Genomic DNA, 24,206 nt, shown 5'->3' on the forward strand with positions numbered 1-24,206 from the left:
GGTTGCGACCGAGGAGGCCGTCAGGCCAGGTTCAGCCCCGCCCCCTGCAGCCAGGCGGCATGGGGCACGGCTTCCTCGCCCAGTTCGACCGTGAGCGTCGAGAGTTCCCGGCGCAGCGGGTAGTGCGTGCGGCAGGCATCGAAGCCCTGGGCCATGCCGCACCGGCGGCTCTCGCGCAGCAGGCTGTCGTGGTCGCGGCGCACGTCGTACACCGTGCGCAGGCAGAGCCTGAGGGCCTCGTCTTGACTCAGCCCGCCCTCGAGCGCTAGCCGGGATACGGGGGGCGCCGGCAGCAGGTCGCCCAGGCCGAGCCGGGCCGGCAAGCCCAGATGATGGCAGAGTGCCGCATAGATCTGGTGCGTACCGCGCAGCTTGCCGTCGAGGCTGTGACCGGCGATGTGCGGCGTGGCCAGTTCCGCGAGGTCGCGCAGCGCCGGGTCGATGGCCGGCTCGCCTTCCCACACGTCGAGCACCGCCGAAATGTCGCCCTGCCCGGCCAGGCGCTGGCGCAGCGCCTGGCCGTCGATGCAGTCGCCGCGCCCGGCGTTGAGCAGCAGCATGCCGGGGGCGAGTTCGGCGATGCGCCGGGCATCGAGCAGATGGCGCGTCGTATGCGGGCCCTCGCGGACCAGCGGGGTATGCAGGCAGAGCACGTCGCAGGCGTCGACCAGCGTCTCGAGGTCGTGAAAGCCTGCGCTGCCCTCCCGCTCGGCGCGAGGCGGGTCGCAGGCCAGGCACTCGATGCCCATGGCGGTGAGCCGCGCCCGCAGCCGACCGCCCACGTTGCCCACGCCGACGATCCCCACGCGGCGCTCGGCGAGCGACCACGCCTGACGTTCGGCCAAGGTGAGCAGGCTGCCCAGCACGTAGTCGACCACCGCCTCGGCGTTGCAGCCCGGGGCGCTGGCGAAGGCGATGCCGCGCTCGGCCAGGGCCCGGGTGTCGACATGATCGGTACCGATGGTGCAGGTACCCACGAAGCGCAGCCGCGACGCCTCGGCCAGCAGCGCTTCATCGACCCGGGTGATCGAGCGCACCACCAGGGCCTCGACGTCGTGCAGGTCGGTGGGAGCGATCTCGCGCCCCGGGCGGCGTATCACCTCGCCCAGCGGGCCGAAGCAGGCCTCGGCACCGGGAACGTTGGCGTCGACGAGTATTCGCATCTTCCCTCCTGTGGAAAAGTGACAAGGGCCGCCGGCGTGACTTGTGCCGTCGGCGTGAAACCTTACAATACCGCACGAACCCAACGCGCTGCCGCCCGGCCGCGCCCCGATGCTTGTGGAGCCTTCGTGATCGTCCGCTGGGAAAGTGAACACGACTACGTGCTGGTGCACATTCACCAGGACATGTTCGGCGACTGGATCTTCAGCCGCGCCTGGGGGCAGATCGGCACCCAGTTCGGCGGGCTCAAGCACATGCTGGCCGACGATCACGACCAGGCCTTGATGTGGCTCGGCGACGAGGCCACGATCCAGTCCTCCCGTGGCCTGCGCAAGGTGCTGGAAGTGGACGCCGAGAGCGCCGAAGGCCAGGCCGCGGTGCGCCAGCTCTCGCTGCTGGATTCGCTCTAGGGCGGCGTGGGGCGGGCTGCCCGCTACAGGTCTTCGCGCACGGATTCGCTGGCATCGATCCAGTACTGCAGCAGGCCGAGCAGCTCCTCGCTCACCCCCTCCATCCTCCGTGCATGTTGCTTGACCTGCTCGTCGTCCTCGTGCGCCTTGAGTTCCAGTGCCTCCTCGGCAAGCCGGTCGTAGGCCGCACAGAGCGCCGCGATGCGCGCCGTATGCTCGCCCCCCTTGACCGGCGAGCCATCCAGGGCGGACAGCCACTGCTCCAGCCGGCTCTTGCGGCAGCTCACCGCGGGCGGTTCGCTGCGCTCGCCCTTCAGGTAGCGCAGCAGCCCCGCCGCGCAGGCGCGATGGTCGACCAGGGCATAGATGGCCTGCAGCTCTTCCGGCCGGGCGCGCTCACGATGGCGCCAGGCCGGGTCGGGGCGCCACGACTCGAGCCAGGCCGGTATCGCCTTCGCCGGCATGGGCCGGGCGATGGCGTAGCCCTGCCCCAGCTGGTAGCCCATCGCCAGCAGCAAGCGCCCGTGCAGCAGCGTCTCCACGCCTTCGGCGAGGATATCCCGGCGGAACGCCACGGCGAGCCCGAGCACCCCTTCGAGAATCGTCAGGTCCTCGGGATCGTCGAGCATGTCGTGGACGAAGCTGCGGTCGATCTTGAGCATGCTGGCGGGGAAATGGCGCAGGTAAGTCAGCGACGAATAGCCGGTACCGAAGTCGTCCAGCGCGAATTCGACGCCAAACGCCCGGCATGCCTTCATCACGCTCGCCACATGGGCGACGTCTTCGAGCGCGTTGGTCTCGAGCACCTCGAGCATGAGGTCGCCGTGCGTCACGCTGGGATGTCGCGCGATCTCGCGGCGCAGACGCTCGACGAAATCGGCCTGCTGGAGGTGGATGGCATCGATGTTGACGCTGACCGGTAGCCGGATGCCGGCGCTGGCCCAGGTCTCGAACTGGCCCAGCGCCTGGGCCAGCACCCACTCGCCCAGGTCGATGGCAAGGGGGTGCTGCTGGATCACCGGCAGGAAGGCGGCCGGCGCCAGCAGCCCCCGTGCCGGATGCTGCCAGCGGACCAGCGCCTCGACGCCGACGACCTCGCCGCTGGCCATGTTGACCTTGGGTTGGTAGTAGAGCACGAACTCGTCATGGGCCAGGGCCTCGCGAATGCGCTCGACGCTCTCGTGATGCCCGCGCACGGCCCGATCGTGCTCGGCATCGAAGATGTGGAAGCGGTTCTTGCCCGCCTGCTTGGCCTGGTACATGGCCTGGTCCGCCTGGCGGATGAGCTGCTCGGGCTCGATCTCGTCCTCGGGCGAGAAATGCACCACGCCGATGCTGCCGGAAACGTAGAGGCTGTCCCCCTCGATCTCGATCGGCTCCGCGATGCGACGCAGCAGGCGCGCGATGAGCCGGGCCACGCTCGCCACATCGCTCTGTTCCGGCAGCACGATGATGAACTCGTCGCCCCCCAGCCGGGCCACCGTATCGGCCTCACGCAGGGCCGAGGTCAGGCGTTCGGCGATCCTCACCAGCACCCGGTCGCCGACATCGTGGCCCAGGCGATCGTTGATCTCCTTGAAGCCGTCGAGGTCGAGGTAGGCCAACGACACCTTGCAGCCGCTGCGCCGCGCCGCCAGCATCGCCTGGCGCAGCCTGTCGGACAGCAGAATCCGGTTCGGCAGCTCGGTCAGACTGTCGAAGAACGCCATGTTCTGCAGCTGTCGCTCGTAGTCCTTATGCCGGCTGATGTCGGTGAACACGGCCACGAAGTGCGAAATCCGGCCCTGCCTGTCGCAGACCTTCGAGATGGTGAGCAGCTCGGGAAAGGTCTCGCCGCTCTTGCGCCGGTTCCAGATCTCGCCCTCCCAGGCCCCCTTCTCCAGCAGTTCCCGCCACAGGGCCTGGTAGAAGCCCCGTTCCTGACGGCCCGATTGGAGAAAGCGCGGATTCCTGCCGAGGGCCTCGTCCCGGCGATAGCCGGTGATGCGCGTGAAAGCCTCGTTGACCTCGAGAATGTCGCCCTTGGCATCGGTGATGACGATGCCCTCCCGGGCGTGGCTGAACACGCTGGCAACGAGCCGGAGCTCCGCGGTCTTGCGCCTGACCACCTGCCGCAGCCTGACGTTCCAGGCCACGATCAGGGCCACCAGCAGCGCCAGCCCGGCCCCGTAGGGCCAATACCTACGCCAGTCGAATTCGCTGCCGGGCAGCTCGGCGCCGACCCACTTCTCGCTCAGCCGGTCGAGCGTTCCGCTGGCGCGGGCATGGTCGATCCCCTTGTCGAGGATCGATTGCAACAGCGCGTTGCCCTCCGCCACCGCCATGGCGTTGAGCCCGACATAGAGCGGCTCCCCGACCCGCTTCATCGATCCCTGCAGGCCGCTGCTGTAGAGGTAGTAGAAGACGATCTGCTCGTCGCCCACCATGGCGTCGGCGTCGCCCGCCATCACGGCGCGCGCCGCGCTGGCAAAGTCGTCGGTCTCGACCAGCTCGACCTCGATATCCCGCGAGGCCAGGTACTCCTGGGCATAGTCGCCGCGCTGGGTGGCGACACGCTTGCCGTCGAGGTCCTCGGCCAGGGCGATGTCGGGGCGCTCCACGGCGACGAAGATCGCGGCGGGCACCTCGAACACCGTCTGGGTGAAATCGAAGCGCCGGTCGCGGGCCTCGCTGTGGAAGAGACTCGTCAGGACATGGGCGTCGCCGCTCAGCACGCGCTCCTGCGCCTGCTGGAAGTGGGTATCGGTCAGCTGGGCGTGGAACCCGGCCTCGGTGGCGATCCACTGGGCCAGTTCCACCATCATGCCGTGCCGCTCGTCGTTGCCGTCGAGGAATTCGAAGGGGGGATAGCGACTCTGGCTGACGAACACGATCGGTTCGTTCTCGTCCAGAAAACGGCGCTCCTCCTCGGTCAGCCCTATCCCGCCCGGCTCCGCGGCCCCCTGCCCGGGGGCGACAAGGCCCAGCAACAACCAACCGCACAGGGCAGTGTCCTGCCACCGCCTTCGTTGCGGTGCCCTCATGTCCACCCCCTGTGCGTTCGGGCCCATGACTGGTGATTGTTGTCAATACCGCGGCATTGCACCACCGAAACGCCGCGCCCCGGCCTACGTTGGGTCAACGTAGCCGGCTCACCTAAGGTAACGCCGGCCCGCGGCTCGCGGGGCCGCCGACTCCCGCCCCGGCTCCGCCACCGGCTCGCCCGCCTGCAGCCGGCGCCAGGCGGCCGCGTCGAGCCGGCCACGCCGCTCCAGCCAGGCCGCCAGCCGCGGCGGCTCGAAGCCCTGGTCGAGCTCCGCGCCCGCTTCGTCGACCAGCACCGGGATGCGAACCCCATAGCGCGCCAAAAGCGCCTCGTCCTCGCTGATCTCGACCCGCTCCAGGCGGTACTCACCACGATGCAGCTCGGCCAGCAGCGCCTCGAGCCGTTCGCACAGGTGGCAGCCCAGGGTGGTGTAGAGGGTCAGGTGGCTCATGCTCCCTCCCGCTGGCGAATCAGGAACACATGATGGATGTCGGGGCGGCGCGTGAAGTCGGGGTCGAAGGTGCGCGCCGATATGTCCTCCACCGCGAAGCGCTCTGTCAGCTGCTCATCGAGCTGGAAACGGCGCTGGTTGTTGGAGAACACCAGGCTGCCGCCCGGGGCCAGTCGCGCCATGGCCAGCGTCACCAGGCGCGCGTGGTCGCGCTGCACGTCGAGCGTGCCCTCCATTCGCTTGGAATTGGAGAAGGTCGGCGGGTCGAGGAAGATCAGGTCGAATTCGGCGCGGGCGGTCTCCAGCCAGCGCAGGCAGTCGTCGCGCACCACCCGGTGGCGGGCGGGGTCGAGCCCGTTGAGGGCGAAGTTGTCGCGCGCCCACTCGAGGTAGGTGTTGGAGAGGTCGACGCTGATGCTGTCGGCGGCGCCGCCCCCCTCCTCGCTGCCCAGCGCGGCCTGCACGGTGGCCGCGGCGGTGTAACAGAACAGGTTGAGGAAGCGCTTGCCCGCCGCCATTTCGCCCAGCAGGCGCCGTACGGGGCGGTGGTCGAGGAACAGCCCGGTATCGAGGTAGTCGCGCAGGTTGACCCACAGCCGAGCGCGCCCCTCGCGCACCTGGAAGCGCTCGCCGGTGGCCGCCTGCTTGCGGTACTGGGCCTTGCCGCTCTGCTTCTCGCGACGCTTGATCACCACCTGCCGCGAGTCGACGTCGAGCACCTCGGGAATCACCTGCAGGGCGTCGAACAGGCGCTTCTGCGCCTGGGCGGGGTTCACCGAGCGCGGCGGGGCATACTCCTGGACATGGACCCGGCCGTCGTAGACATCCACCGCCAGGGCATACTCGGGCATGTCGGCGTCGTAGAGCCGGTAGCAGGTCTCGCCGCTCTGCTTCAGCCACTTCCTTAGCCGCTTGCGGTTCTTCTCCAGGCGGTTGGCGAACATCTGCGCGCCCTCGCTGCGCGCTGCCGCGCCGGTGGTGTCAGCCTCGGCCGCCCCCTCGCCCCCGTCGGCGGGCACCTCCATCAGCAGCAGCCTGGCCTCGAGCGGGCCGTTCTTGAGCGAGTACTGCTTGTGGGCCCGCAGCCCGATGCGATGGCCGAGATCGGGGTTGGCGGTGAACACGGCCAGACGCCAGCCGGGGAAGGCGCGGCGCACCCCCTCGCCCAGCTCGCGGTAGAGACTGACCAGCTCGGGCAACTCGCCCAGGCGCTCGCCATAGGGCGGGTTGGCGACGACCAGGCCCCGGGCCTCCACGCCCAGCTCGGCGGGCCGCTGCAACTGCGCAAGCGAGGCACCGGAGAACGCGATCAAGGCGGGAATCCCCGCGCGCATGGCGTTGGACTTCGCCGCCGCCAGCGCCGGCGGGCTCTCGTCGAAACCGTAGAGCCGGTTGCGGCAGCGCTTGCGGCCGATGCTGGCGCGCGCCTCGGCCTCGCGCCTGAGTTCGGCCCAGGTTGCCTCGTCGTGCTGCGCCCAGCCGTGGAAGCCGAAGCGCGCCCGGCCGAGGTTGGGCGCCATGTCGGCGGCCATCAGCGCCGCTTCGATCAACAGGGTGCCGGCGCCGCACAGCGGATCGACCAGCGCCTCGCCGTCGCGCAGGCGCTGCGGCCAGCCGGCGCGGATCAGCAGCGCCGCGGCCAGGTTCTCCTTGAGCGGGGCGTGGCCGACGTCGCGCCGGTAGCCGCGACGGTGCAGGCTGTCGCCGGAGAGGTCCACCCCCAGCGTCAGCCGGCCGCGGTGCAGGTGGGCATAGAGACGCAGGTCGGGACGCTGCAGGTCGACGTCGGGGCGCGGTCGCCCCTGCGCCTGCAGCGCATCGACCACGCCGTCCTTGACGGTCTGGGCGCCGAAGCGGGTATGGCGGATCTGCTCGCTGCGGCCGTGGAAATCCACCGCCAGGGTGGCGCCGGGTCGCAGGTGCCGCGACCAGTCGACGCCGGCCACCGCGTTGCGCAGCGCCTCGGGGCGTTCGATGCCCTCCTCGCGCAGCAGGCTCAGCACGATGCGGTTGGCCAGCCGCGACCACAGGCAGGCGCGATAGGCGGCTTCGAGGTCGGCACGAAAGTGGACCCCGGCCACCGTGGTCTTGTGCGGTTCGGCCCCCAGCGTGCGCAGCTCGTCGGCGAGCAACTCTTCCAGCCCCTTGGGGCAGGTGGCCAGGAAAGATCGTGTATCGCGTTGGGATGACTCACTCATGCAGCGTTCCCGCCCCCTTCGGCCGGGCATATTCCTTTCGTTACAAAATTGTCTCGATCTTATGACGAAACATAGGTCGACAATGGCCCCCATGATGGGCTAAAGGTAGTCATGGTAGCTACTGTAAAGACGCATGCGTTCACTTGGCGGGCCTCGAATTGGGCCCGCATGACCTCGCTCTGCCGTCGTCAAGGGACTGGGTAACGGCTAGGCGATCGACGGAACGCCGGGGCGTGCATGTCGTGCGCCCCAAATTGGTACCTTGACAAGAGGTCATCCGATGAAAAGACAGAAACGTGATCGCTTCCAACGCGCCTACCTCCATGGCTACAAGGCCGGCATTTCCGGGCGCTCCCGCGACGACTGTCCCAGTCAGGATGTCAATATACGTGAATATTGGATGAGTGGTTGGCGTGAAGGCCGAGGAGACCAGTGGGCCGGCATGACCGGCGTCTCCGGGATTCACAAGAACCCGATGGTAATGTAACGACTTTCCCTCCAACCGACCGTCCCTTCGTCACCGCCAGAGTGGCGAGAAGGAGCTAAGCCCGTGCCTTGCACGGGCTTTCTTGTGGCCGGCTGCCGCGCCGGCCCGCTGACTTTATCTCCGCTACCGCGCCCGGGCCGCCTTGAGCGCCCGGGCGCACTCGCCGACCAGCGCCGGCCCGCGGTAGATGAAACCCGAGTAGAGCTGCACCAGGTCGGCCCCCGCCTCGAGCTTGGCCACCGCCGCCGCGCCGCTGTCGATCCCGCCCACGCCGATGATCGGCAAGTCCGCCAGGTGGCGGCGCAGCTCGCGGATCACCCGGTTGGAGGACTCGAACACCGGACGCCCCGAGAGCCCGCCCTGCTCGTCGGCGTGGGGCAGCCCGGCCACTGCTTCCCGCGACACCGTGGTATTGGTCGCAATCACCGCATCGATGCCGCTGCTGGCGATGCTCTCGGCCACCAGGGCGACCTCTTCGGCGCTCATGTCCGGCGCGATCTTCACCGCCAGCGGCACCCGCCGGCCGGCACTCTGGTCCAGCCGGGCGCCCGCCTCGCGCAGGGTGCCGAGCAGGGCATCGAGGTGCGCGCCGAACTGCAGGTTGCGCAGCCCCGGGGTGTTGGGCGAGGAGATATTGACCGTCACGTAGTCGGCGTGGGCGTGAACCTTCTCCAGGCAGATCAGGTAGTCGTCCACGGCCCGCTCCACCGGCGTGGTGAGGTTCTTGCCGATGTTGATGCCGATCACGCCGTCGTAGCGCGCCGCCTTCACTCGCTCGATCAGATGGTCGACCCCGGCGTTGTTGAAGCCCATGCGGTTGATGATCGCGCCGCGCTGCGGCAGGCGGAACAGGCGCGGCCGGGGGTTGCCGTCCTGGGGCCTGGGCGTCACCGTGCCGACCTCGACGAAGCCGAAGCCGAGCGCCCCCAGCGCATCGAGATGGTCGGCGTTCTTGTCCAGCCCCGCGGCCAGCCCCACCCGGTTGGGAAAGCGCAGCCCCATCAGTTCCACCGGATCGTCGACGCGCCCTCCCGCCACCAGCCCCGTCAGCCTGAGGCGATGTGCCAGGTCGAGGGCGGAGAGCGCATGGCCGTGGGCGGTTTCGGCATCGAAGCGAAACAGAATCGAACGGGCAAGCGCGTACATGACGTCTCCTGGCGGTCGGGGATTGGCGGTGGCACGTGGCGAAGCGGGCGGATTATAGCAGCGCCGGCCGCCCAAGACGACGGCGCCCCGCCAGCAGGCGGGGCGCGTCGCTGCGTCGGCCGACAGGCCCGGGCTCGATCAGGCTTCGCCGTTGCTCTCGGCCAGGTCGACCAGCTCACGCACGGCGACGGCGAACAGCGGGAAGCTCGCCTGGCTGCCGCTGCGCACCTCGGCGATCAGGCGGCACCAGCGCTCGTGCAGCGAAGCGTGCATGGCCAGCCAGTTGTCGACACGCTCGTCGGGCTCGCGGCCGTCCTCGGTCTTGAGCACGCTGGCGGTGAGGGCCAGCTGCTGGCGATCGATGTCGTCGCGGAAGGTCTCGCGGGCCTGGGCCTGCCAGCTGTCGCGAACGTCCAGGTTGCTGACCTGCTGGATCATCCAGGGCAGCTCGAGGCGGTCGCCGATCTCGAAGAAGACCTCGGCGACGCGCTGCGGCTTCTCGTCGGTCTGGCGCGCGGTCTGGATGATGCCGAGCGCGCCGTAGAGGCTGCCCGAGGCCGCCACCGTGGCGGCCAGTTCCTCGGGCACGCCGGCGTCGAGCAGCTCGACACGCTTCTGTTCCCAGCGCCCGCGCTCCTCGCCGCGCAGCAGCTCGCCGATGCCCTCCTGCAGCTGGGCGACCCGCGGCGCGAAGTACTCGATGGCGTCGCGGGTGGAGAGCCCCAGGCGCTGGCGCAGGAACCAGCGGGTAGTGCGCCGGATCAGCCGCATCAGGTCGAGCATCATGGCGTACTGCACCTGGCTGGGCACCCGGTTGTCGAGCGCCTCGATCCGCTCCCACAGGTCGGAGAGCTGGAAGCTGTCGCGAGCGATGATGTAGGCGCGGGCGATGTCGGACGGGCTGGCCCCGGTGGAGTCGATCAGGCGCCGCACGAAGACGATGCCCATGTGGTCGACCAGGTCGTTGGCCACCTGGGTGGTGACGATCTCGCGCTTGAGGCGATGGGCGTACATCTCGTCGTGGAAGCGCTCGACCAGCACCCGCGGGAAGATTCGCTCGACGTACTGCTGGATGTAGGGATCGTCGGGCACGTCGGAGACCAGCACGTCGCCCTTGAGCACGCTCTTGGCGTAGGAGATAAGCACCGAGAGCTCCGGGTGGGTCATGCCCTGGTCGGCGTTGGCCCGCTCCTGCAGCTCCTCGTCGGTGGGCAGGAACTCGAGTTCGCGGTCGAGCTGGCCGGCGGCCTCCAGTTCGCTGATGAAGCGCCGGTAGGGGCCGATGCCGAAGCGCGACAGCAGCTGCGACAGGTCGAGGGCCTGGGTCTGGCGGTAGTTGTCGAGGATGACCAGACCGGCCACCTCCTCGGTCATGTCGGCCAGCAGCTGGTTGCGCTGCTTCTCGGTCATGTCGCCGCGCTTGACCACCTCGTCGATGAGGATCTTGATGTTGACCTCGTGGTCGGAGCAGTTGACCCCGCCGGCGTTGTCGATGAAGTCGGTGTTGACCAGCACGCCCCTGGCGGCGGCCTCCATGCGGCCGCGCTGGGTCAGGCCCAGGTTGCCGCCCTCGCCGACCACCCGGCAGTTGAGCTCGCGGCCGTCGATGCGCAGCGCGTCGTTGGCCTTGTCGCCGACCATGGCGTCGGTTTCCTGGCTGCCCTTGACGTAGGTGCCGATGCCGCCGTTCCACAGCAGGTCGACCCGGGACTTGAGCATGGCGCGGATCAGCTCGTTGGGCGACAGGCGCTCCTCCTCGATGCCGAACGTCTCCTGCATCTGCGGCGAGATCGGGATCGACTTGGCGCTGCGCTTGAACACCCCGCCGCCCTCGGAGATCAGCGAGGCGTCGAAGTCCTCCCAGCTCGAGCGGGGCAGCTGGAACAGGCGCTGGCGCTCGGCGAAGGTGGCCGCCGCATCGGGCTGCGGGTCGACGAAGATGTGCAGGTGGTTGAAGGCGCCGACCAGGCGGATCTTGTCGGAGAGCAGCATGCCGTTGCCGAACACGTCGCCGCCCATGTCGCCGATGCCGAGCACGCTGAACTCCTCCTCCTGGGTGTTCAGGCCGAGGTTGCGGAAGTGGCGCTTCACCGACTCCCAGGCGCCGCGCGCGGTGATGCCCATCTTCTTGTGGTCGTAGCCGTTGGCGCCGCCGGAGGCGAAGGCGTCGCCCAGCCAGTGGCCGTACTCGGCGGAGATCTCGTTGGCGATGTCGGAGAAGGTCGCGGTGCCCTTGTCGGCCGCCACCACCAGGTAGGGGTCGTCGTCGTCGTGACGCACCACGTCACGGGGCGGCACCACGTCGCCGCCGACCAGGTTGTCGGTGACGTCGAGCAGCGCGCGGATGAAGGTCTTGTAGCAGGCGATCCCCTCGCGCTGGATGGCGTCGCGGTCGCCGCCGTCGGGCAAGCGCTTGCAGACGAAGCCGCCCTTGGCGCCCACCGGCACGATGACCGCGTTCTTGACCTGCTGTGCCTTGACCAGCCCCAGCACCTCGGTGCGGAAGTCCTCCTGGCGGTCCGACCAGCGCAGCCCCCCGCGGGCGACCTTGCCGCCGCGCAGGTGGACGCCCTCGACCCGCGGCGAGCAGACGAAGATCTCGTAGGCCGGCCGCGGCTTGGGCATGCCGGTGACCCGCATGGGGTCGAGCTTGTAGGCGATATAGTCCTTGAAGCCGCCGTCGGCGCTGCGCTGGTAGTAGTTGGTGCGCAGGGTGGCGCGGATCAGCTCCATGAAGCGGCGCAGCAGCTGGTCGTCGTTGAGGCTGGCCACGCCGTCGAGATGACGGGTGATGCGTTCGATGCAGGCCTGGACCTCGCTCTCGTCGGGTCGCTGCTCGGGGTCGAAGCGCAGCTTGAACAGGCTGACCAGTTCCTGGGTGATCTCGGGATAGCTCGTCAGCGTGGCGGCGATGTAGTCCTGCGACATGCCGAAGCGAATCTGCTTCAGGTAGCGCGCATAGCCGCGCAGCATGGCCACCTCGCGCCAGTCGAGGTTGGCGGCGATCACCAGGCGGTTGAAGGCGTCGTTCTCCGCCTCCCCGGCCCAGATGCGCTTGAACGCCTCGATGAAGGGCTCGCGCATCTTCTGCAGGCTGACCTCGGTGGCGGTATGGTGCTCGAGGTTGAAGTCGTGCAACCAGTAGCGCATCTCGGGCGTGACGAACTCGTAGGGGCGCTCGCCGATCACGCGCAGCCCCAGGTTCTCCATCACCGGCAGCACGTCGGAGAGCGGGATGGGGCGATCGCGCTGGAACAGCTTGAGGTTGACCCCGCTGCCCTCCTCCTCCACCAGGCGGTAGAGCGTGAGCGCCAGCGGCTCGCCGGCGTCGAGTTCGGCCATGTGCTGCAGGTCGTAGACCGCGGTGCGCGAGCCGAAGTCGTCACGATAGCTGGCCGGGAAGGCATCGCGAAAGCGGTCCATCAGGCGGTTGGCCTGCTCCTCGCCGAAGCCCTCCACCAGCGCCTCGTGCAGCTCGTCGCGCCAGCTGCGGGCCAGCTGGGCCACCTTGGCCTCGAGGCGCTTGAGGTTGACCTCGCGCGGCGTATCGCCACGGAAGCGCAGGATGAACTGGATGCGGGCGAGAATCGACTCGGAGAGATAGGTGTTGAAATCGCCGAAGGTGGCGTCGAGCTCCTCGCACAGCAGGTTCTGGATGCGCAGGCGCAGGTCGGTGGAGAAGACGTCGCGCGGCACGAACACCAGGCAGGAGTGGAAGCGCCCGGAGCGATCGGTGCGGATGAACAGCCGTACCCGACGGCGCTCGCGGATGTCGAGGATGCCCAGCGCCGTGCGCGCGAGCTCCTGGGTATCGATCTGGAACAGGTCGTCGCGCGGGTAGACCTCGAGGATCTGCAACAGCTGCTTGCCGTTGTGGCCCTTGGGGTTGAAGCCGGCGATCTCCATCACCGCCTTGAGCTTGTGCCGCAGCAGCGGGATGTTGCGCGGCGACTCGTTGTAGACGCTGGAGGTGAACAGCCCCAGGAAGCGGTGCTCGCCGATGACCCGCCCCTGCTCGTCGTAGCGATCGACGGAGATGTAGTCGGGATAGGTGGGCCGATGGACCCGGGCGTGGTGCGAGCTCTTGGCAAAGGAGAGCAGCTGCGGCACCAGCACGAAGCGGTTGCCCTCGATGCCGAGTTCGGTGCGGATGCGCTCCTGGTAGCGCGGCAGGTCCAGGCGGAACACGCCGAGCTCGCTGCCCGGCTCCTTGACCAGCCGGTCGCCCTCGGCATCGGACTCGATGCTGAAGGCGTCGTAGCCGAGGAAGGTGAAGTTGTCACGCACCAGCCACTCGAGGAAGGCGATCGCCTCCTCGTAGTCGCTCGGCTCGATCTGCTCGGGGCGGCCCGCCTTGAGCTCGGCGACCGCCTCGCGGGCGCGCTCGTTCATCGCCTCGTAGTCGCCCACGGCAGTGCGCACGTCGCGCAGCACCTCGTGCAGCGACTGCTCGATGTCGGCCAGCACCTCGGGGTTGGAATGACGGTCGATCTCGATGGCGATCAGCGACTCGCGGTTGGCGGGCGCGTTGGCCTCGCGCGGCGAACCGACCTGCAGCAGGTCGTGCCGGCGGTTGCGCTCCACCGCCAGCACGGCATTGTGGATCGCATGCACGGTCAGGCCGCGACGGTTGAGCTCGATGCGCACCGAGTCGACCAGGAACGGCATGTCCTCGTGCAGCACGGCGACGAAGGTGTGCGAGGACTGCCAGCCGTGCTCCTCGAAGTCGGGGTTGAAGACGCGCACCTTGGGCGAGGCGGGATCGAAGTTCTGGATGAAGTGCCATACCGACAGGGTGGCGCCGTAGAGGTCGTCCAGCCGGCGGTCGGCCAGGTCCTCCAGCGGTACCGTGGCATAGAAATGGCGGGCGAAGGCCTCCACCTCCTCGGCCCGCGCCTTCTCGAGCCGGCTGTCCAGGCGTTCGCGCAGCTGCTTGAGAATCTCCTGCCGGCCAACTTCGATCGTCTCGTATTGCATCCCTCACCTCGGCTGCCTGGGGCCGTGTCTCGGCCCTGGGAAAGAATCGGCGTGACTCGCGGCCACGTGACGGGAAGCTTACTGCAGCCCTGCGCCGTACCCTATCGACTTGCCAGCCTTCTCATGGAGCATGTCGCTTGGGCATCGAGTCAGCGCGTTTCGCCACTTGACAACCACGCCGCCTTCCGAACCCGGGCAAACGCAATGTCAGGCGGGGATCCTTTCCAGCAACACCCCGCATTCACAGTGATGGGTCCAGGGAAACTGATCGAACAGCGCGAAACGGGACATCCGATGAGTGCGGCTCAGCGCCTCCAGGTTGCGCTCCAACGTATCCGGGTTGCATGAAATATAGACGATTCGCGAATATTCGCTCAGCTGACGGCAGCTGGCCTCGTCGAGACCGGCGCGGGGCGGGTCCACCAGCACGGTGGAGAAGTCGTACTCCTCCAGCGCCATCTCGCTCACGCGCCGGCCACCCTTCTCGCCCTTGAGCGCGGCGCTGAACTCCTCCGCCGACATGCGCCCCACCGCCGCATTGTCGATGCCGTTGGCGGCCAGGTTCTGCTGGGCGCTGGCCACCGAGGTGCGCGAGATCTCGGTGGCCAGCACCCGGCGAAAGTTCTCGGCCAGGGCCACGGTGAAATTGCCGTTGCCGCAGTAGAGCTCGACCAGGTCGCGGTCCTGGCTGCCCCGGGTCACGTCCCGCGCCCAGGCCAGCATGGCGCGGCTGACCTCGGCGTTGGGCTGGGTGAAGCTGTTCTCCACCTGCTGGTAGTGCAGGGTGCGCCCTTCCACCTCCAGCCGCTCCCAGACGTGATCGCGCTCGAGCACCAGGCGCTGCTTGCGCGAACGGCCGATGACGAGGATATCGAGGTGCCGTTGCAGCCACCGGGCTGCCGCTTCCCAGGCACCGTCCAGCGGCCGGTGATAGACCAGGGTGACCAGGGCCTCGCCCGACAGCGTGGTCAGGAATTCGACCTGGAACAGGCGCCGGCGCAGCACGTCGCTTTCCAGCAGCGCCTCGCGCAGGCGTGGCATCAGGGCGTTGATGCGGCGGCTGGCCACGGGGTAGTCGTCGAGGCGGACCACGCGTTTCTGCCCGGGGACGTCGGGGTCGACCTCGAACATGGCATAGAAGAGGTCGTCGCCTTCGTGCCACAGGCGAAATTCGCAGCGCTGGCGGTAATGGCTCGGCGGCGAGGGGAACACCTCGAGCGCGGGCGGGGCGAAGCGTTCGAACTGGCGTTCGATGCGCTCGCGCTTGGCCTCCAGCTGCTGCTGGTAGCGGGCGGGATCGACAACGGGAATGGACACGGCATCTCCTGTCGCGTGCGGGGGTAAAGGTAAGGGATTCAGCCGACGATCAGCAGGCGCGGTTCGTCGAAGTCCAGCGTCGCCATGGCGCGGGCAAGCCCGGCATCGGGCGCCGTGGCCAGGCTGCTGTCGCGCTTCGTTCGTGGCGCCGGGTCGCCCGCCACCTGCACCGTGCGCCGGGCGATGGCGTCGCTGGAATCGACCAGCCGAACCGGCCGCGGGAAGGCGGCGACGAGCCGCTCGCCGAGCAGCGGAAAGTGGGTGCAGCCGAGCACCACGGTATCCAGGTCGGGCGCACGCCGCAGCGGCTCGAGGACGGCGCGGATGACGTCGTGGTCCGGCTCGTCGCCGGCCAGCAGACGCTCGGCCTCGCGCACCAGGGGATCGGCGGCCACGCGGGTGACCCGGCAGTCGCTGGCGAAGGCCTCGATCAGGCGGTCGGTGTAGGGGCGCGACACGGTGGCGCTGGTCGCCAGCAGCCCGATATGGCGGCTGGCGCTGATGGCAGCGGCGGGCTTGATCGCCGGCACCGTGCCGACCACCGGCACCGCCAGATGCGCGCGCAGGGCATCCAGTGCCAGGGTGCTGGCCGTGTTGCAGGCCACCACCAGCGCACAGCAGCCGCTGGCAGCCACCGCCGCATCGCATACCGCCAGGATGCGCGCCACCAGCCAGTCGTCGGGGCGGGTGCCGTAGGGCAGCATGGCGTTGTCGCAGGCATAGACCAGCGCGGCCTCGGGCAGGCGTCGCCTGAGCGGCGGAACGACCGACAGGCCACCGACGCCGGAATCGAAGATCAGTATCGGGCCGGGCATGGCGAAACGGAACTCATGGAGGTCGCTCGGCAGCTACGAGAAAGGACCTATTCTAGCAGCATGCCGAGCGAGCAGAAGCCTCCGGCCCGGTCCGCATCGTGGCGAATGCCTCAGGCAGCCGGCACCTCGGTTTCACACAGCTCGGCGTAGAGTTCCGGATAGGCCTCCTGGAGCCGCTCCAGCTTGGCCGCCGCCCCCTCGGGCAGCGCCTGCGCCAGGAGCTCCAGGTCATCGTCGCCGAAGTGGTCGCGGATCAAGGGGAAGAGGAGTTCACGTTCGTCGCGCAGGTAGGCGCGATGCGCGTCGAGGTAGGCCTTGAGATCCTCGGCGAAGCGGTCCATCGGCACCACCGCATCCATCAGGATCATGTCGATGTCGTTGGACAGCCGCATCAGGCGCGGCTTGAGCGCCTGGTAGTCGCGGGACAGGCGCTCGGTGAGTTCGCTGCACTCGGGCACCAGGGTGCGCAGCTTCTCCGAGCAGACGCGCTCCAGGGGGATGGTGAACCCTTCCATGTAGTCGAGGATGTAGTCGACCACCTCGCGAACCAGCTGGAAGTTGGGGCGCTCACCAGCCACCAAGGCCTTTTGCTTGAGCTGAAGAACGTGCAACATGCGCGCCATATTGGCATGATCCTGACGCAACTGGGTCAGCATGGGCATGTCGAGGCCTCCTCTAACGATGGGCGGGTATAGGAGTTGGATTCTCGGGACGGAAGCAGGTTCAGTCTTGTCGCTATTGGACTACGGTGTTGTCGCAATCAAGACACGGTCGGAATGGCAGGATGCAGTCTCAACCCTAGACCCTTTGGCTCGATCCCGCACATCGCCTAAGGTCGTATTGCCAGCCTCGAGTATCTAGGCACCCACGCCTCGGCAGCGCCGGGCAGCACAAGGAGAACTTCCATGGACCTTTTCGGCCAGGCGTCCGACGATTCCGCACCGCTGGCCTTTCGCATGCGCCCCCGCCGCTTCGACGACTACGTGGGCCAGCAGGCCCTGGTCGGCCCGGGCAAGCCCCTGCGGCGCATGGCCGAGACCGGCAGCGTGCGCTCGATGATCCTGTGGGGGCCGCCCGGCAGCGGCAAGACCACCCTGGCGGAGATCCTCGCCGAGCACTCCGGTGCGCACCTGGAGCGGCTTTCCGCGGTGATGGCGGGCGTCAAGGAGATTCGCGCCGCGGTGGAGCGGGCCCGTGCCATGCAGGCCCAGGGCCGCGCCACGCTGCTGTTCCTCGACGAGATCCACCGGCTCAACAAGAGCCAGCAGGACGCCCTGCTGCCCCACGTGGAATCGGGCCTGCTGACGCTGATCGGCGCCACCACCGAGAATCCCTCCTTCGAGGTCAATTCGGCGCTGCTCTCGCGGGCCCGCGTGCACGTGCTCACCGCGCTCGACGAAGCCGAGCTGGTCGAGGTGATGCGCCGCGCCCTGAGCGACCGCGAGCGCGGGCTGGGCGAGCGCCGCATCGCCGTGGACGACGAGCTGCTCGCGATGCTGGCGCGCGCCGCCGCCGGCGATGCGCGCCGCGCCCTGGGCATGCTCGAGACCGCCTGCGACTTCACCGTGCCCGAGGGCGACAGCGAGCGGCTGCCGCGCGAAGCGCTGGATGCCGCGCTCGGCCACCAGGCCAGCGCCTTCGACAAGCAGGGCGATTACTACTACGACCTGCTCTCGGCGATCCACAAGTCGGTGCGCTCGTCGCGCCAGGACGCCGCCCTGCTCTACATCGCCCGCTTCATCCAGGGCGGCGGCGACCCGCTCGACGTGATCCGCCGGCTGGCGGCAATCGCCTCGGAGGACGTCGGCAACGCCGACCCGCGCGCCCTGCCGCTGGTCATGGCGGCCTGGGACGCCTACCTGCGCCTGGGCGACTACGAGGGCCAGCGCGCCATCGCCCACGCCGCCATCCACCTCGCCGTCGCCCCCAAGAGCAACGCCATCGACCAGGCGTGGAAGCGGGCCAAGGCATTCGTCGCCGCCCAGCCGCGCCTGGAGGTGCCCACCTACCTGCGCAACGCCCCGACCAGGCTGATGGAGTCGCTGGGTCACGGCCACGGTTATCGCTATGCCCACAACGAAGCCGAGGGCTACCCGGCGGGCAGCGCCCACGACTGCTGGCCGGAAGGGCTGCCCCACGAGAACTTCTACCAGCCCAGCGAACACGGCCAGGAGAAGCGCTACGCCCAGCTGATGGCGTGGCGCGCCGAGCTCGACGCCCAGGCCGACCGGGGCAAAGACGAGGCGTAGAGACGAAAGCGCCGCCTCGGAGGGCGGCGCTGGCGGGTTGCGTTGACGAGCGGACTCAGTGCGTGTCGCGAATCACGTCGGCACCGTCGGGGATCTCGAACGCGAAGCGACTGTCGTCGATGTCCTGGTTGGTCTGCACATCGCTGAACTCGATGACGGTCTCCTGCCCGGTGCTGTCGATCATCTGCAGGGCGGCGAGCCGATCGTCGTTGAAGGTCATCTGCAGCTCTTCGAACAGGGTGTCGGCCGACTTCGGCACCAGGCGGAAGCTATCGCTGCCCCCCTCCTGGCGGTGCGACACCTCGTAGCTCTCGGTCAGCTCGCGGGCACTGCCGGAGAGCAGCAGGGCCGGCGTATGGGTGACCCGCTCGTCCAGCGCCTGCACGGTGACCTGCTCCAGGTCGGGATCGTAGAGATAGACCTCGCTGCCGTCGGAGATCACCTCCTGCTGATAGGGTGCCGAGACCTCCCAGCGAAACTTGCCGGGGCGCGACAGCCACATCTGGCCGTTGGCCTCCTGCAGGCGCTCGCCGCTGCCATCGAGGATCAGTTGCTCGAAGCGCGCCTCGACGGTCTCCAGCGGCTCCAGGAGGCGGGTCAGCCGTTCGGCCCCCTCGCTGGCCACCGCGGCGGCCGGCATGAGAACGGTCAGGGCCAGTGCAGCTAGGGTCTTCTTGATGCTCATCGTGTCTCTCCCTGGGCGGGTCCCGAATGGATCCTGTCTCTCGGACTCGCGGTGCGCCGGCGGGTTGCAAGCCGGCCGGCGCTTTCATGATTGATGCATGGTTGGGGTGTCGCCCGGCGCCGACGGCGAGTCAGTTGCCGACCGGTGGCGGCGCCAGCACCTCGCGGCCGCCATTGGACCCCATCGAGGAGACCACGCCGGCCGTTTCCATGGCCTCCACCAGGCGCGCGGCCCGGTTGTAGCCGATCTTGAAGCGCCGCTGTACCGCCGAGATGGAGGCACGACGGCTCTCGGTGACGAACTGTACCGCCTCGTCGTAGAGCGCGTCCTGCTCGGCATCGCCCGCGCCCTCGCCGCCGTCGGCCTCGAGCCCCGCCAGGGCCTCGGCCGAGACGCCGCCGGAGAGGATCTCGTCGATGTACTCCGGTTCGCCGCGACGCTTCCAGTCCTCGACCACGCGGTGCACCTCGTCGTCGTCGACGAAGGCGCCGTGCACGCGGGTCGGCAGGCCGGCCCCGGCGGGCAGGTAGAGCATGTCGCCGTGGCCCAGCAGGTTCTCGGCGCCGCCCTGGTCGAGGATGGTGCGCGAGTCGACCTTGGACGATACCTGGAAGGCCATGCGAGTGGGGATGTTGGCCTTGATCAGGCCGGTCACCACGTCCACCGAGGGACGCTGGGTGGCCAGGATCAGGTGGATACCCGCGGCCCGCGCCTTCTGCGCCAGGCGAGCGATCAGCTCCTCGACCTTCTTGCCGACGATCATGAACATGTCGGCGAACTCGTCGATCACCACCACGATGTAGGGCAGTTTCTCCAGCACCGGGGGCGATTCGTGCATCTCCCACGGCTGCGGCTCCCACAGCGGGTCGGCGACCTGGGCGCCGGCACGCCCGGCCTCGTCGAGCTTGCCGTTGAAGCCGGCGATGTTGCGCACGCCCATCGCCGCCATCAGCTTGTAGCGCCGCTCCATCTCGGCCACGCACCAGCGCAGCGCGTTGGCCGCCTCTTTCATGTCGGTGACCACCGGCGCCAGCAGGTGCGGGATGCCGTCGTAGACCGACAGCTCCAGCATCTTGGGGTCGACCATGATCAGGCGCAGCTCCTCGGGGGTGGCCTTGAGCAGCATCGAGATCAGCATGGCGTTGACCCCCACCGACTTGCCCGAGCCGGTGGTGCCGGCCACCAGCAGGTGGGGCATCTTGCCCAGGTTGGCCACCACCGGGCCGCCGCCGATGTCCTGGCCCAGCGCCAGGGTCAACGCCGAGGCTTCCTGCTGGTAGCGGTCGGAGTCGATCACCTCGCGCAGGCGGATCATCGCCCGGTGCGGGTTGGGGATCTCGATGCCCACCGTCGGCCGACCGGGGATCACCTCCACCACGCGCACGCTCTTGACCATCAGCGAACGCGCCAGGTCCTTGGCCAGGTTGCTGATCTTGGAGACCTTCACCCCGGCGGCGGGCTTGATCTCGAAGCGCGTGATCACCGGGCCCGGCCAGGTGTGCACCACCTCGGCCTTGACGCCGTACTCGCGCAGGCGCGTCTCGAGCAGTTCGGCCATGTCGGCCAGCTGCTGCTCGGTGTAGTTCCGGTGATGCGGCTCGGCCGGCGTGAGCAGGCGCAGGCTGGGCAGCTCGCCGTCCGGCTCCGGCATGTCCTCGAGCACGGGGCGCTGGCTCTGCAGGTGCTCCACCGTCCACAGCGTCGGGCCGTCCGGTTCCTCAGCCGCCTCGCGCGCCTGCTCGGCGGTTGCCACGCGGCCCTCCCGGGCAGCGTCGTCCGGCGTGCGGGGGGCCGAATCACGCCACGCCCGCAGGCCCTCGGCCTGATCGGCGTAGGCAGACGCGGACTCGGCGGAACCTGCCGCCGTGGACGAGGGCAGTTCGCCATCGTCACCGCTCGCCTGGTCGCGATCGTCGTCATCCTCGTACTCGTCGCCGCCGAGGTCGTTCCAGCTCAGGCGCGGTTCGGCATCATCCATCGGTTCTTCCGGCTGCAGTTCGCCAAGCTCGGGCTCGCGCCGAGCCGCATCGCGCCGCTCGCCCGGCCTGGCCCGGTGGGCCTCCGGCGCGTCGCTGCGAGCGGCGTCGGCCGCGGCATCGGTTTCGTCGCCGTCCGTGGCGCGCAGCGGCATGGCAGAGGCCGGGGCAGGCTCTTCGTCGCGACTGGCCTTGAGAACCGTGGTGGAGGCCGGTGGCACGGCAGCAGGAGCGCCGCCAGGAACCGGGCCGGGCGGCACCGGCGCGGCAGCAGAGGCACGCGGGGCCGCGGTCGCCTCGCCCTGCCGCGCGCTGTAGGCGGCCTCCGGGCGCTTGGCCGACGGCGTTCGCTCGGGCACGTCCCAGGGGATGTCGGTAGCGCCGTCGTCACCGAAGGACGCTGCCAGGCCCGGCTCGCGCGGTCCGGCCGGTGCCGCGGGCGATACCTGGCCGCGGCGACGCCAGAAGCGCCAGCGGCGCCGCGGTGCCTCGGTCTCGGCCGCTTCCGGCACGGCCTCGGGCTCGTCGTCCTCGTCCCAGTGCGGCTCCCGCCGCTCGCCGGACAGGCCGAAGGGCGTGGCCGCCCAGCGCCACAGGCGCAGGAAGCGGTGGCCGAGCTCGTCCATCACCGTCAGCCACGAGAGGCCGCTGAACAGGGGAAAGCCGCACAGTATCGCCGCCACCGCCAGCAGCCCGGTACCGCCCGAGTCGACCAGCGGCACCAGGGCGCCGACCAGCCCCTCGCCGAGGATACCGCCCGAGGCATAGGGCAGCATGCTGTCGGGACTGTAGAAGTGCAGCGCTCCCAGCGTCGTCGTGCCCAGCAGCAGCAGCACCAGCCCGCCCAGGCGCACGGCCACGGCGGTGGCATCCCATTCGATCCGCACCTTGCGCGTACGAATCAGCCACCAGCCGGCGAAGCCCAGCATGCCGGGCCACCACAGGGCGCTGGCGCCGAATAGCGAATAGAGCACGTCGGCCAGCCAGGCGCCGAAGGGCCCCATCCAGTTGGCGACGACGGTTTCCGGCCCGCGCCGGGACCAGCCCGGGTCCGACGGCTGATAGCTGAACAGCGCCAGCAGCAGGAACACGCAGGCTGCCAGCAGGATGATGGTCGCCCCTTCCCGGGCCACGCCATGCAGGTGAAGCGCCAGGCGTGTGGTCGGCTGCTGGGAGTCCTCCTCCGCTGCGCGCCGCGGCGCGCCCTTTTCCTTTACACTCAACTCGCCAACCCCCTCGCACCGTTTCACCACGGTGCCTTTCCAACTTGCATGAAGCAGAATGAATCAGCCGCCATCATACCGGGACTCCAGCCCCCGGCACAGTGGCCGTGAGCGTCGCTTGAGCCAAATCGGCTCCGGCGTCAGACTAGTGAAACCGAACGCCGACGAGGAGCGTCCCCGCCATGCTGTCCTGGCTTCCCGAGCGTCCTGTGCGCTTTCCTCCCGTCTCGCGCGCCCTGCGCGACCCGGAAGGCCTGCTGGCAGCGGGCGGCGAACTGACCCCCGAGTGGCTGCTGGCCGCCTACCGGCGTGGTATCTTCCCCTGGTACAGCGACGACCAGCCGATCCTGTGGTGGTGTCCGAATCCACGCATGGTGCTGTTCCCCGACGAACTGCACGTGTCGCGCAGCCTGGCCAAGCGCCTGCGCAACGGCCGCTTCACGGTGACGTTCAACCGTCGGTTCGGCAGCGTGGTGCAGGCCTGCGCGGCCCCGCGCCGCGGCCAGCCCGGCACCTGGATCACCGCGGAGATGCATGCCGCCTACGTCACGCTGCACCGGCTAGGCTATGCGCGCTCGGTGGAAGTGTGGCGGGACGGCGACCTGGTCGGCGGGCTCTACGGCGTGGCCATGGGCCCGGTGTTCTTCGGCGAGTCGATGTTCTCCCGCGCCAGCGATGCCTCCAAGGTCGCCCTGGTCCACCTGGTACGGGCGATGCGCAGCGGCGGCGGTCGCCTGATCGACTGCCAGATGCGTACCCGCCACCTGGTCACCCTGGGGGCGCGGGATATCGCTCGCGCCGAGTTCATCAACTATCTTGAATCATGCCTGGCGACGCCGGGGGCCACGGACAGCCAGCATCCGCTGCCCTGCTGGCCGCTGCCCGATGATCCACCCTGCGTCGAGACCTTGACCGCTCTCACTTAGGAGGCGAACCACGTGAGCAGCAATGCGCCTCGCCACCCGATTAGGGACCTTCGCTTCTTCCTGACGGTGCCCCACGCCTGCAGCTACCTGGAGGGGCGCGAAGCCACTACCCTCTTCCTCGACCCCCAGGAGTCCCACGGTCTCGGCATCTACGATTCGCTCGCCCTGCTGGGGTTTCGGCGCAGCGGACACCACCTCTACCGGCCCCACTGCGAGGGCTGCAACGCCTGCGTGTCGGTGCGCATACCGGTCGACGACTTCCAGCCCAGCCGCAACCAGCGGCGCGTGGCCAGGCGCAACGCCGACCTGCGCCTGATCGAACGGCCGGCGCTGTTCGACGCCGAGCACTATGCGCTCTACGAGCGCTACATCGAGACGCGCCACTGGGACGGCGACATGTACCCGCCGAGCCGCGAGCAGTACCGCACCTTCCTGACCCTGGACGAGCCCTATTCACGGCTGCTCGAATTCCGCCTCGGCAAGCGCCTGCTCGCCATCTCCGCCTTCGACCGCCTGGAGCACGGGCTCTCCGCCATCTATACCTTCTTCGATCCGGAGCCCCAATGGGAGCGCCGCTCGCTGGGCACCTTCGCGGTGCTGAGCCTGGTCAACGAGGCCTATCGCGAGGGGCTGCCCCACGTCTACCTGGGCTACTGGATCCGCGAGTGCCGCAAGATGGCCTACAAGGAAGCCTACCGGCCGCTGGAAGTGCTGGAAGGGCGCCACTGGCGGCGCCTGGTGCCGAACGCGGCCGCCACGTGATTCGGCCTGCTTTGCCTTGACGCCCGGCTTGCGGCACAATATCGCGCTATCCTTGGCACGGATGCGACATGCAATCGCATCCGATGCCGTGCTGCACACCCGCCGATGCACCAGGCACGGCACCCAACGTCATCAGCGAGGAACTGCCTATATGGCACGTGAAGACCATATCGAAATGGAAGGCGTCGTCGTCGATACCCTTCCCAACACCACCTTTCGCGTCGAGCTGGAGAACGGCCACGTCGTGACCGCCCACATCTCGGGCAAGATGCGCAAGAACTACATCCGCATTCTCACCGGCGACAAGGTCAAGGTCGAGCTGACCCCCTACGACCTGACCAAGGGCCGCATCGTCTACCGCTCGCGCTGATTGCACGGCAGGGTTCACGGCGACTGGC

Annotated in this window: 17 protein-coding genes; 6 read left to right on the top strand and 11 right to left on the bottom strand. The window is 68.8% G+C overall.

What is annotated here, in order from left to right; all coding sequences use genetic code 11:
• Positions 1-20: 20 nt before the first annotated feature.
• Positions 21-1,163 carry a 4-phosphoerythronate dehydrogenase PdxB gene (pdxB, locus tag DIS04_RS04575; RefSeq protein ID WP_111412503.1) on the bottom strand — a complete coding sequence of 381 codons (1,143 nt, stop codon included), beginning with the start codon at positions 1,161-1,163 and terminating at the stop codon, positions 21-23.
• Between the two features lie 126 nt (positions 1,164-1,289).
• On the opposite strand from pdxB, the gene DIS04_RS04580 reads away from it, so the two are divergent.
• Positions 1,290-1,571 (top strand): hypothetical protein, encoded by a 282-nt coding sequence (locus tag DIS04_RS04580; protein ID WP_111412504.1) that lies wholly within the window; start codon positions 1,290-1,292, stop codon positions 1,569-1,571.
• A 23-nt stretch (positions 1,572-1,594) separates the two neighbouring features.
• Here DIS04_RS04580 and DIS04_RS04585 read toward each other — a convergent pair whose 3' ends face one another.
• The 3 genes from DIS04_RS04585 to rlmKL all read right to left on the bottom strand — a co-directional run bounded on the left by DIS04_RS04585 (position 1,595) and on the right by rlmKL (position 7,245).
• Entirely contained in the window at positions 1,595-4,594 is a 3,000-nt protein-coding gene (locus tag DIS04_RS04585) for an EAL domain-containing protein (RefSeq protein ID WP_218938123.1), read from the bottom strand.
• Between the two features lie 108 nt (positions 4,595-4,702).
• Positions 4,703-5,047, bottom strand: a complete 345-nt coding sequence (locus DIS04_RS04590) for a glutaredoxin family protein (RefSeq protein WP_111412505.1) — start codon at positions 5,045-5,047, stop codon at positions 4,703-4,705.
• Positions 5,044-7,245 (bottom strand): bifunctional 23S rRNA (guanine(2069)-N(7))-methyltransferase RlmK/23S rRNA (guanine(2445)-N(2))-methyltransferase RlmL, encoded by a 2,202-nt coding sequence (rlmKL, locus tag DIS04_RS04595; RefSeq protein ID WP_111412506.1) that lies wholly within the window; start codon positions 7,243-7,245, stop codon positions 5,044-5,046. Before rlmKL ends, DIS04_RS04590 begins: the two co-directional genes overlap by 4 nt.
• 280 nt (positions 7,246-7,525) lie before the next feature.
• Between rlmKL and rmf the strand changes: the two genes are divergently transcribed.
• Entirely contained in the window at positions 7,526-7,732 is a 207-nt protein-coding gene (gene rmf / locus DIS04_RS04600; protein ID WP_111412507.1) for a ribosome modulation factor, read from the top strand.
• Positions 7,733-7,855: 123 nt separating this feature from the next.
• Here the strand turns inward: rmf and DIS04_RS04605 are convergent, their stop codons facing one another.
• From DIS04_RS04605 to DIS04_RS04625, 5 genes are all read right to left on the bottom strand, one after another.
• Positions 7,856-8,878, bottom strand: a complete 1,023-nt coding sequence (locus DIS04_RS04605) for a quinone-dependent dihydroorotate dehydrogenase (protein WP_111412508.1) — start codon at positions 8,876-8,878, stop codon at positions 7,856-7,858.
• Positions 8,879-9,016: 138 nt separating this feature from the next.
• Entirely contained in the window at positions 9,017-13,855 is a 4,839-nt protein-coding gene (locus tag DIS04_RS04610; protein WP_111412509.1) for an NAD-glutamate dehydrogenase, read from the bottom strand.
• 207 nt (positions 13,856-14,062) lie between these two features.
• On the bottom strand, positions 14,063-15,172 hold the full coding sequence (gene trmA, locus DIS04_RS04615; protein WP_111412510.1) for a tRNA (uridine(54)-C5)-methyltransferase TrmA: 1,110 nt from the start codon (positions 15,170-15,172) through the stop codon (positions 14,063-14,065).
• Positions 15,173-15,210: 38 nt separating this feature from the next.
• The gene (gene murI / locus DIS04_RS04620) at positions 15,211-15,987 is read right to left on the bottom strand and encodes a glutamate racemase (RefSeq protein WP_111412511.1); all 777 of its coding nucleotides are present in this window, start codon (positions 15,985-15,987) and stop codon (positions 15,211-15,213) included.
• Between the two features lie 110 nt (positions 15,988-16,097).
• Positions 16,098-16,643, bottom strand: a complete 546-nt coding sequence (locus DIS04_RS04625; protein ID WP_111412781.1) for a hemerythrin domain-containing protein — start codon at positions 16,641-16,643, stop codon at positions 16,098-16,100.
• A gap of 249 nt (positions 16,644-16,892) precedes the next feature.
• Between DIS04_RS04625 and DIS04_RS04630 the strand changes: the two genes are divergently transcribed.
• On the top strand, positions 16,893-18,236 hold the full coding sequence (locus tag DIS04_RS04630) for a replication-associated recombination protein A (protein ID WP_111412512.1): 1,344 nt from the start codon (positions 16,893-16,895) through the stop codon (positions 18,234-18,236).
• A gap of 55 nt (positions 18,237-18,291) precedes the next feature.
• Here the strand turns inward: DIS04_RS04630 and lolA are convergent, their stop codons facing one another.
• Both lolA and DIS04_RS04640 read right to left on the bottom strand, forming a co-directional pair.
• Positions 18,292-18,921 (bottom strand): outer membrane lipoprotein periplasmic chaperone LolA, encoded by a 630-nt coding sequence (lolA, locus tag DIS04_RS04635; RefSeq protein WP_111412513.1) that lies wholly within the window; start codon positions 18,919-18,921, stop codon positions 18,292-18,294.
• A gap of 130 nt (positions 18,922-19,051) precedes the next feature.
• A complete protein-coding gene (locus DIS04_RS04640; RefSeq protein ID WP_111412514.1) occupies positions 19,052-22,120 on the bottom strand; it encodes a DNA translocase FtsK in 3,069 nt (1,022 codons plus the stop codon).
• Positions 22,121-22,302: 182 nt separating this feature from the next.
• Here DIS04_RS04640 and aat point away from each other — a divergent pair, with 182 nt between their 5' ends.
• From aat to infA, 3 genes are all read left to right on the top strand, one after another.
• The gene (gene aat, locus DIS04_RS04645; protein ID WP_111412515.1) at positions 22,303-23,046 is read left to right on the top strand and encodes a leucyl/phenylalanyl-tRNA--protein transferase; all 744 of its coding nucleotides are present in this window, start codon (positions 22,303-22,305) and stop codon (positions 23,044-23,046) included.
• 12 nt (positions 23,047-23,058) lie between these two features.
• Positions 23,059-23,808, top strand: a complete 750-nt coding sequence (locus tag DIS04_RS04650; RefSeq protein ID WP_111412516.1) for an arginyltransferase — start codon at positions 23,059-23,061, stop codon at positions 23,806-23,808.
• A 151-nt stretch (positions 23,809-23,959) separates the two neighbouring features.
• Positions 23,960-24,178, top strand: coding sequence for a translation initiation factor IF-1 (gene infA, locus DIS04_RS04655; protein WP_010627817.1), 219 nt, complete (start codon positions 23,960-23,962; stop codon positions 24,176-24,178).
• The last annotated feature ends 28 nt before the right edge of the window (positions 24,179-24,206 follow it).

This window comes from Billgrantia lactosivorans (assembly GCF_003254665.1).
Classification (GTDB): Bacteria; Pseudomonadota; Gammaproteobacteria; order Pseudomonadales; family Halomonadaceae; genus Halomonas; species Halomonas lactosivorans.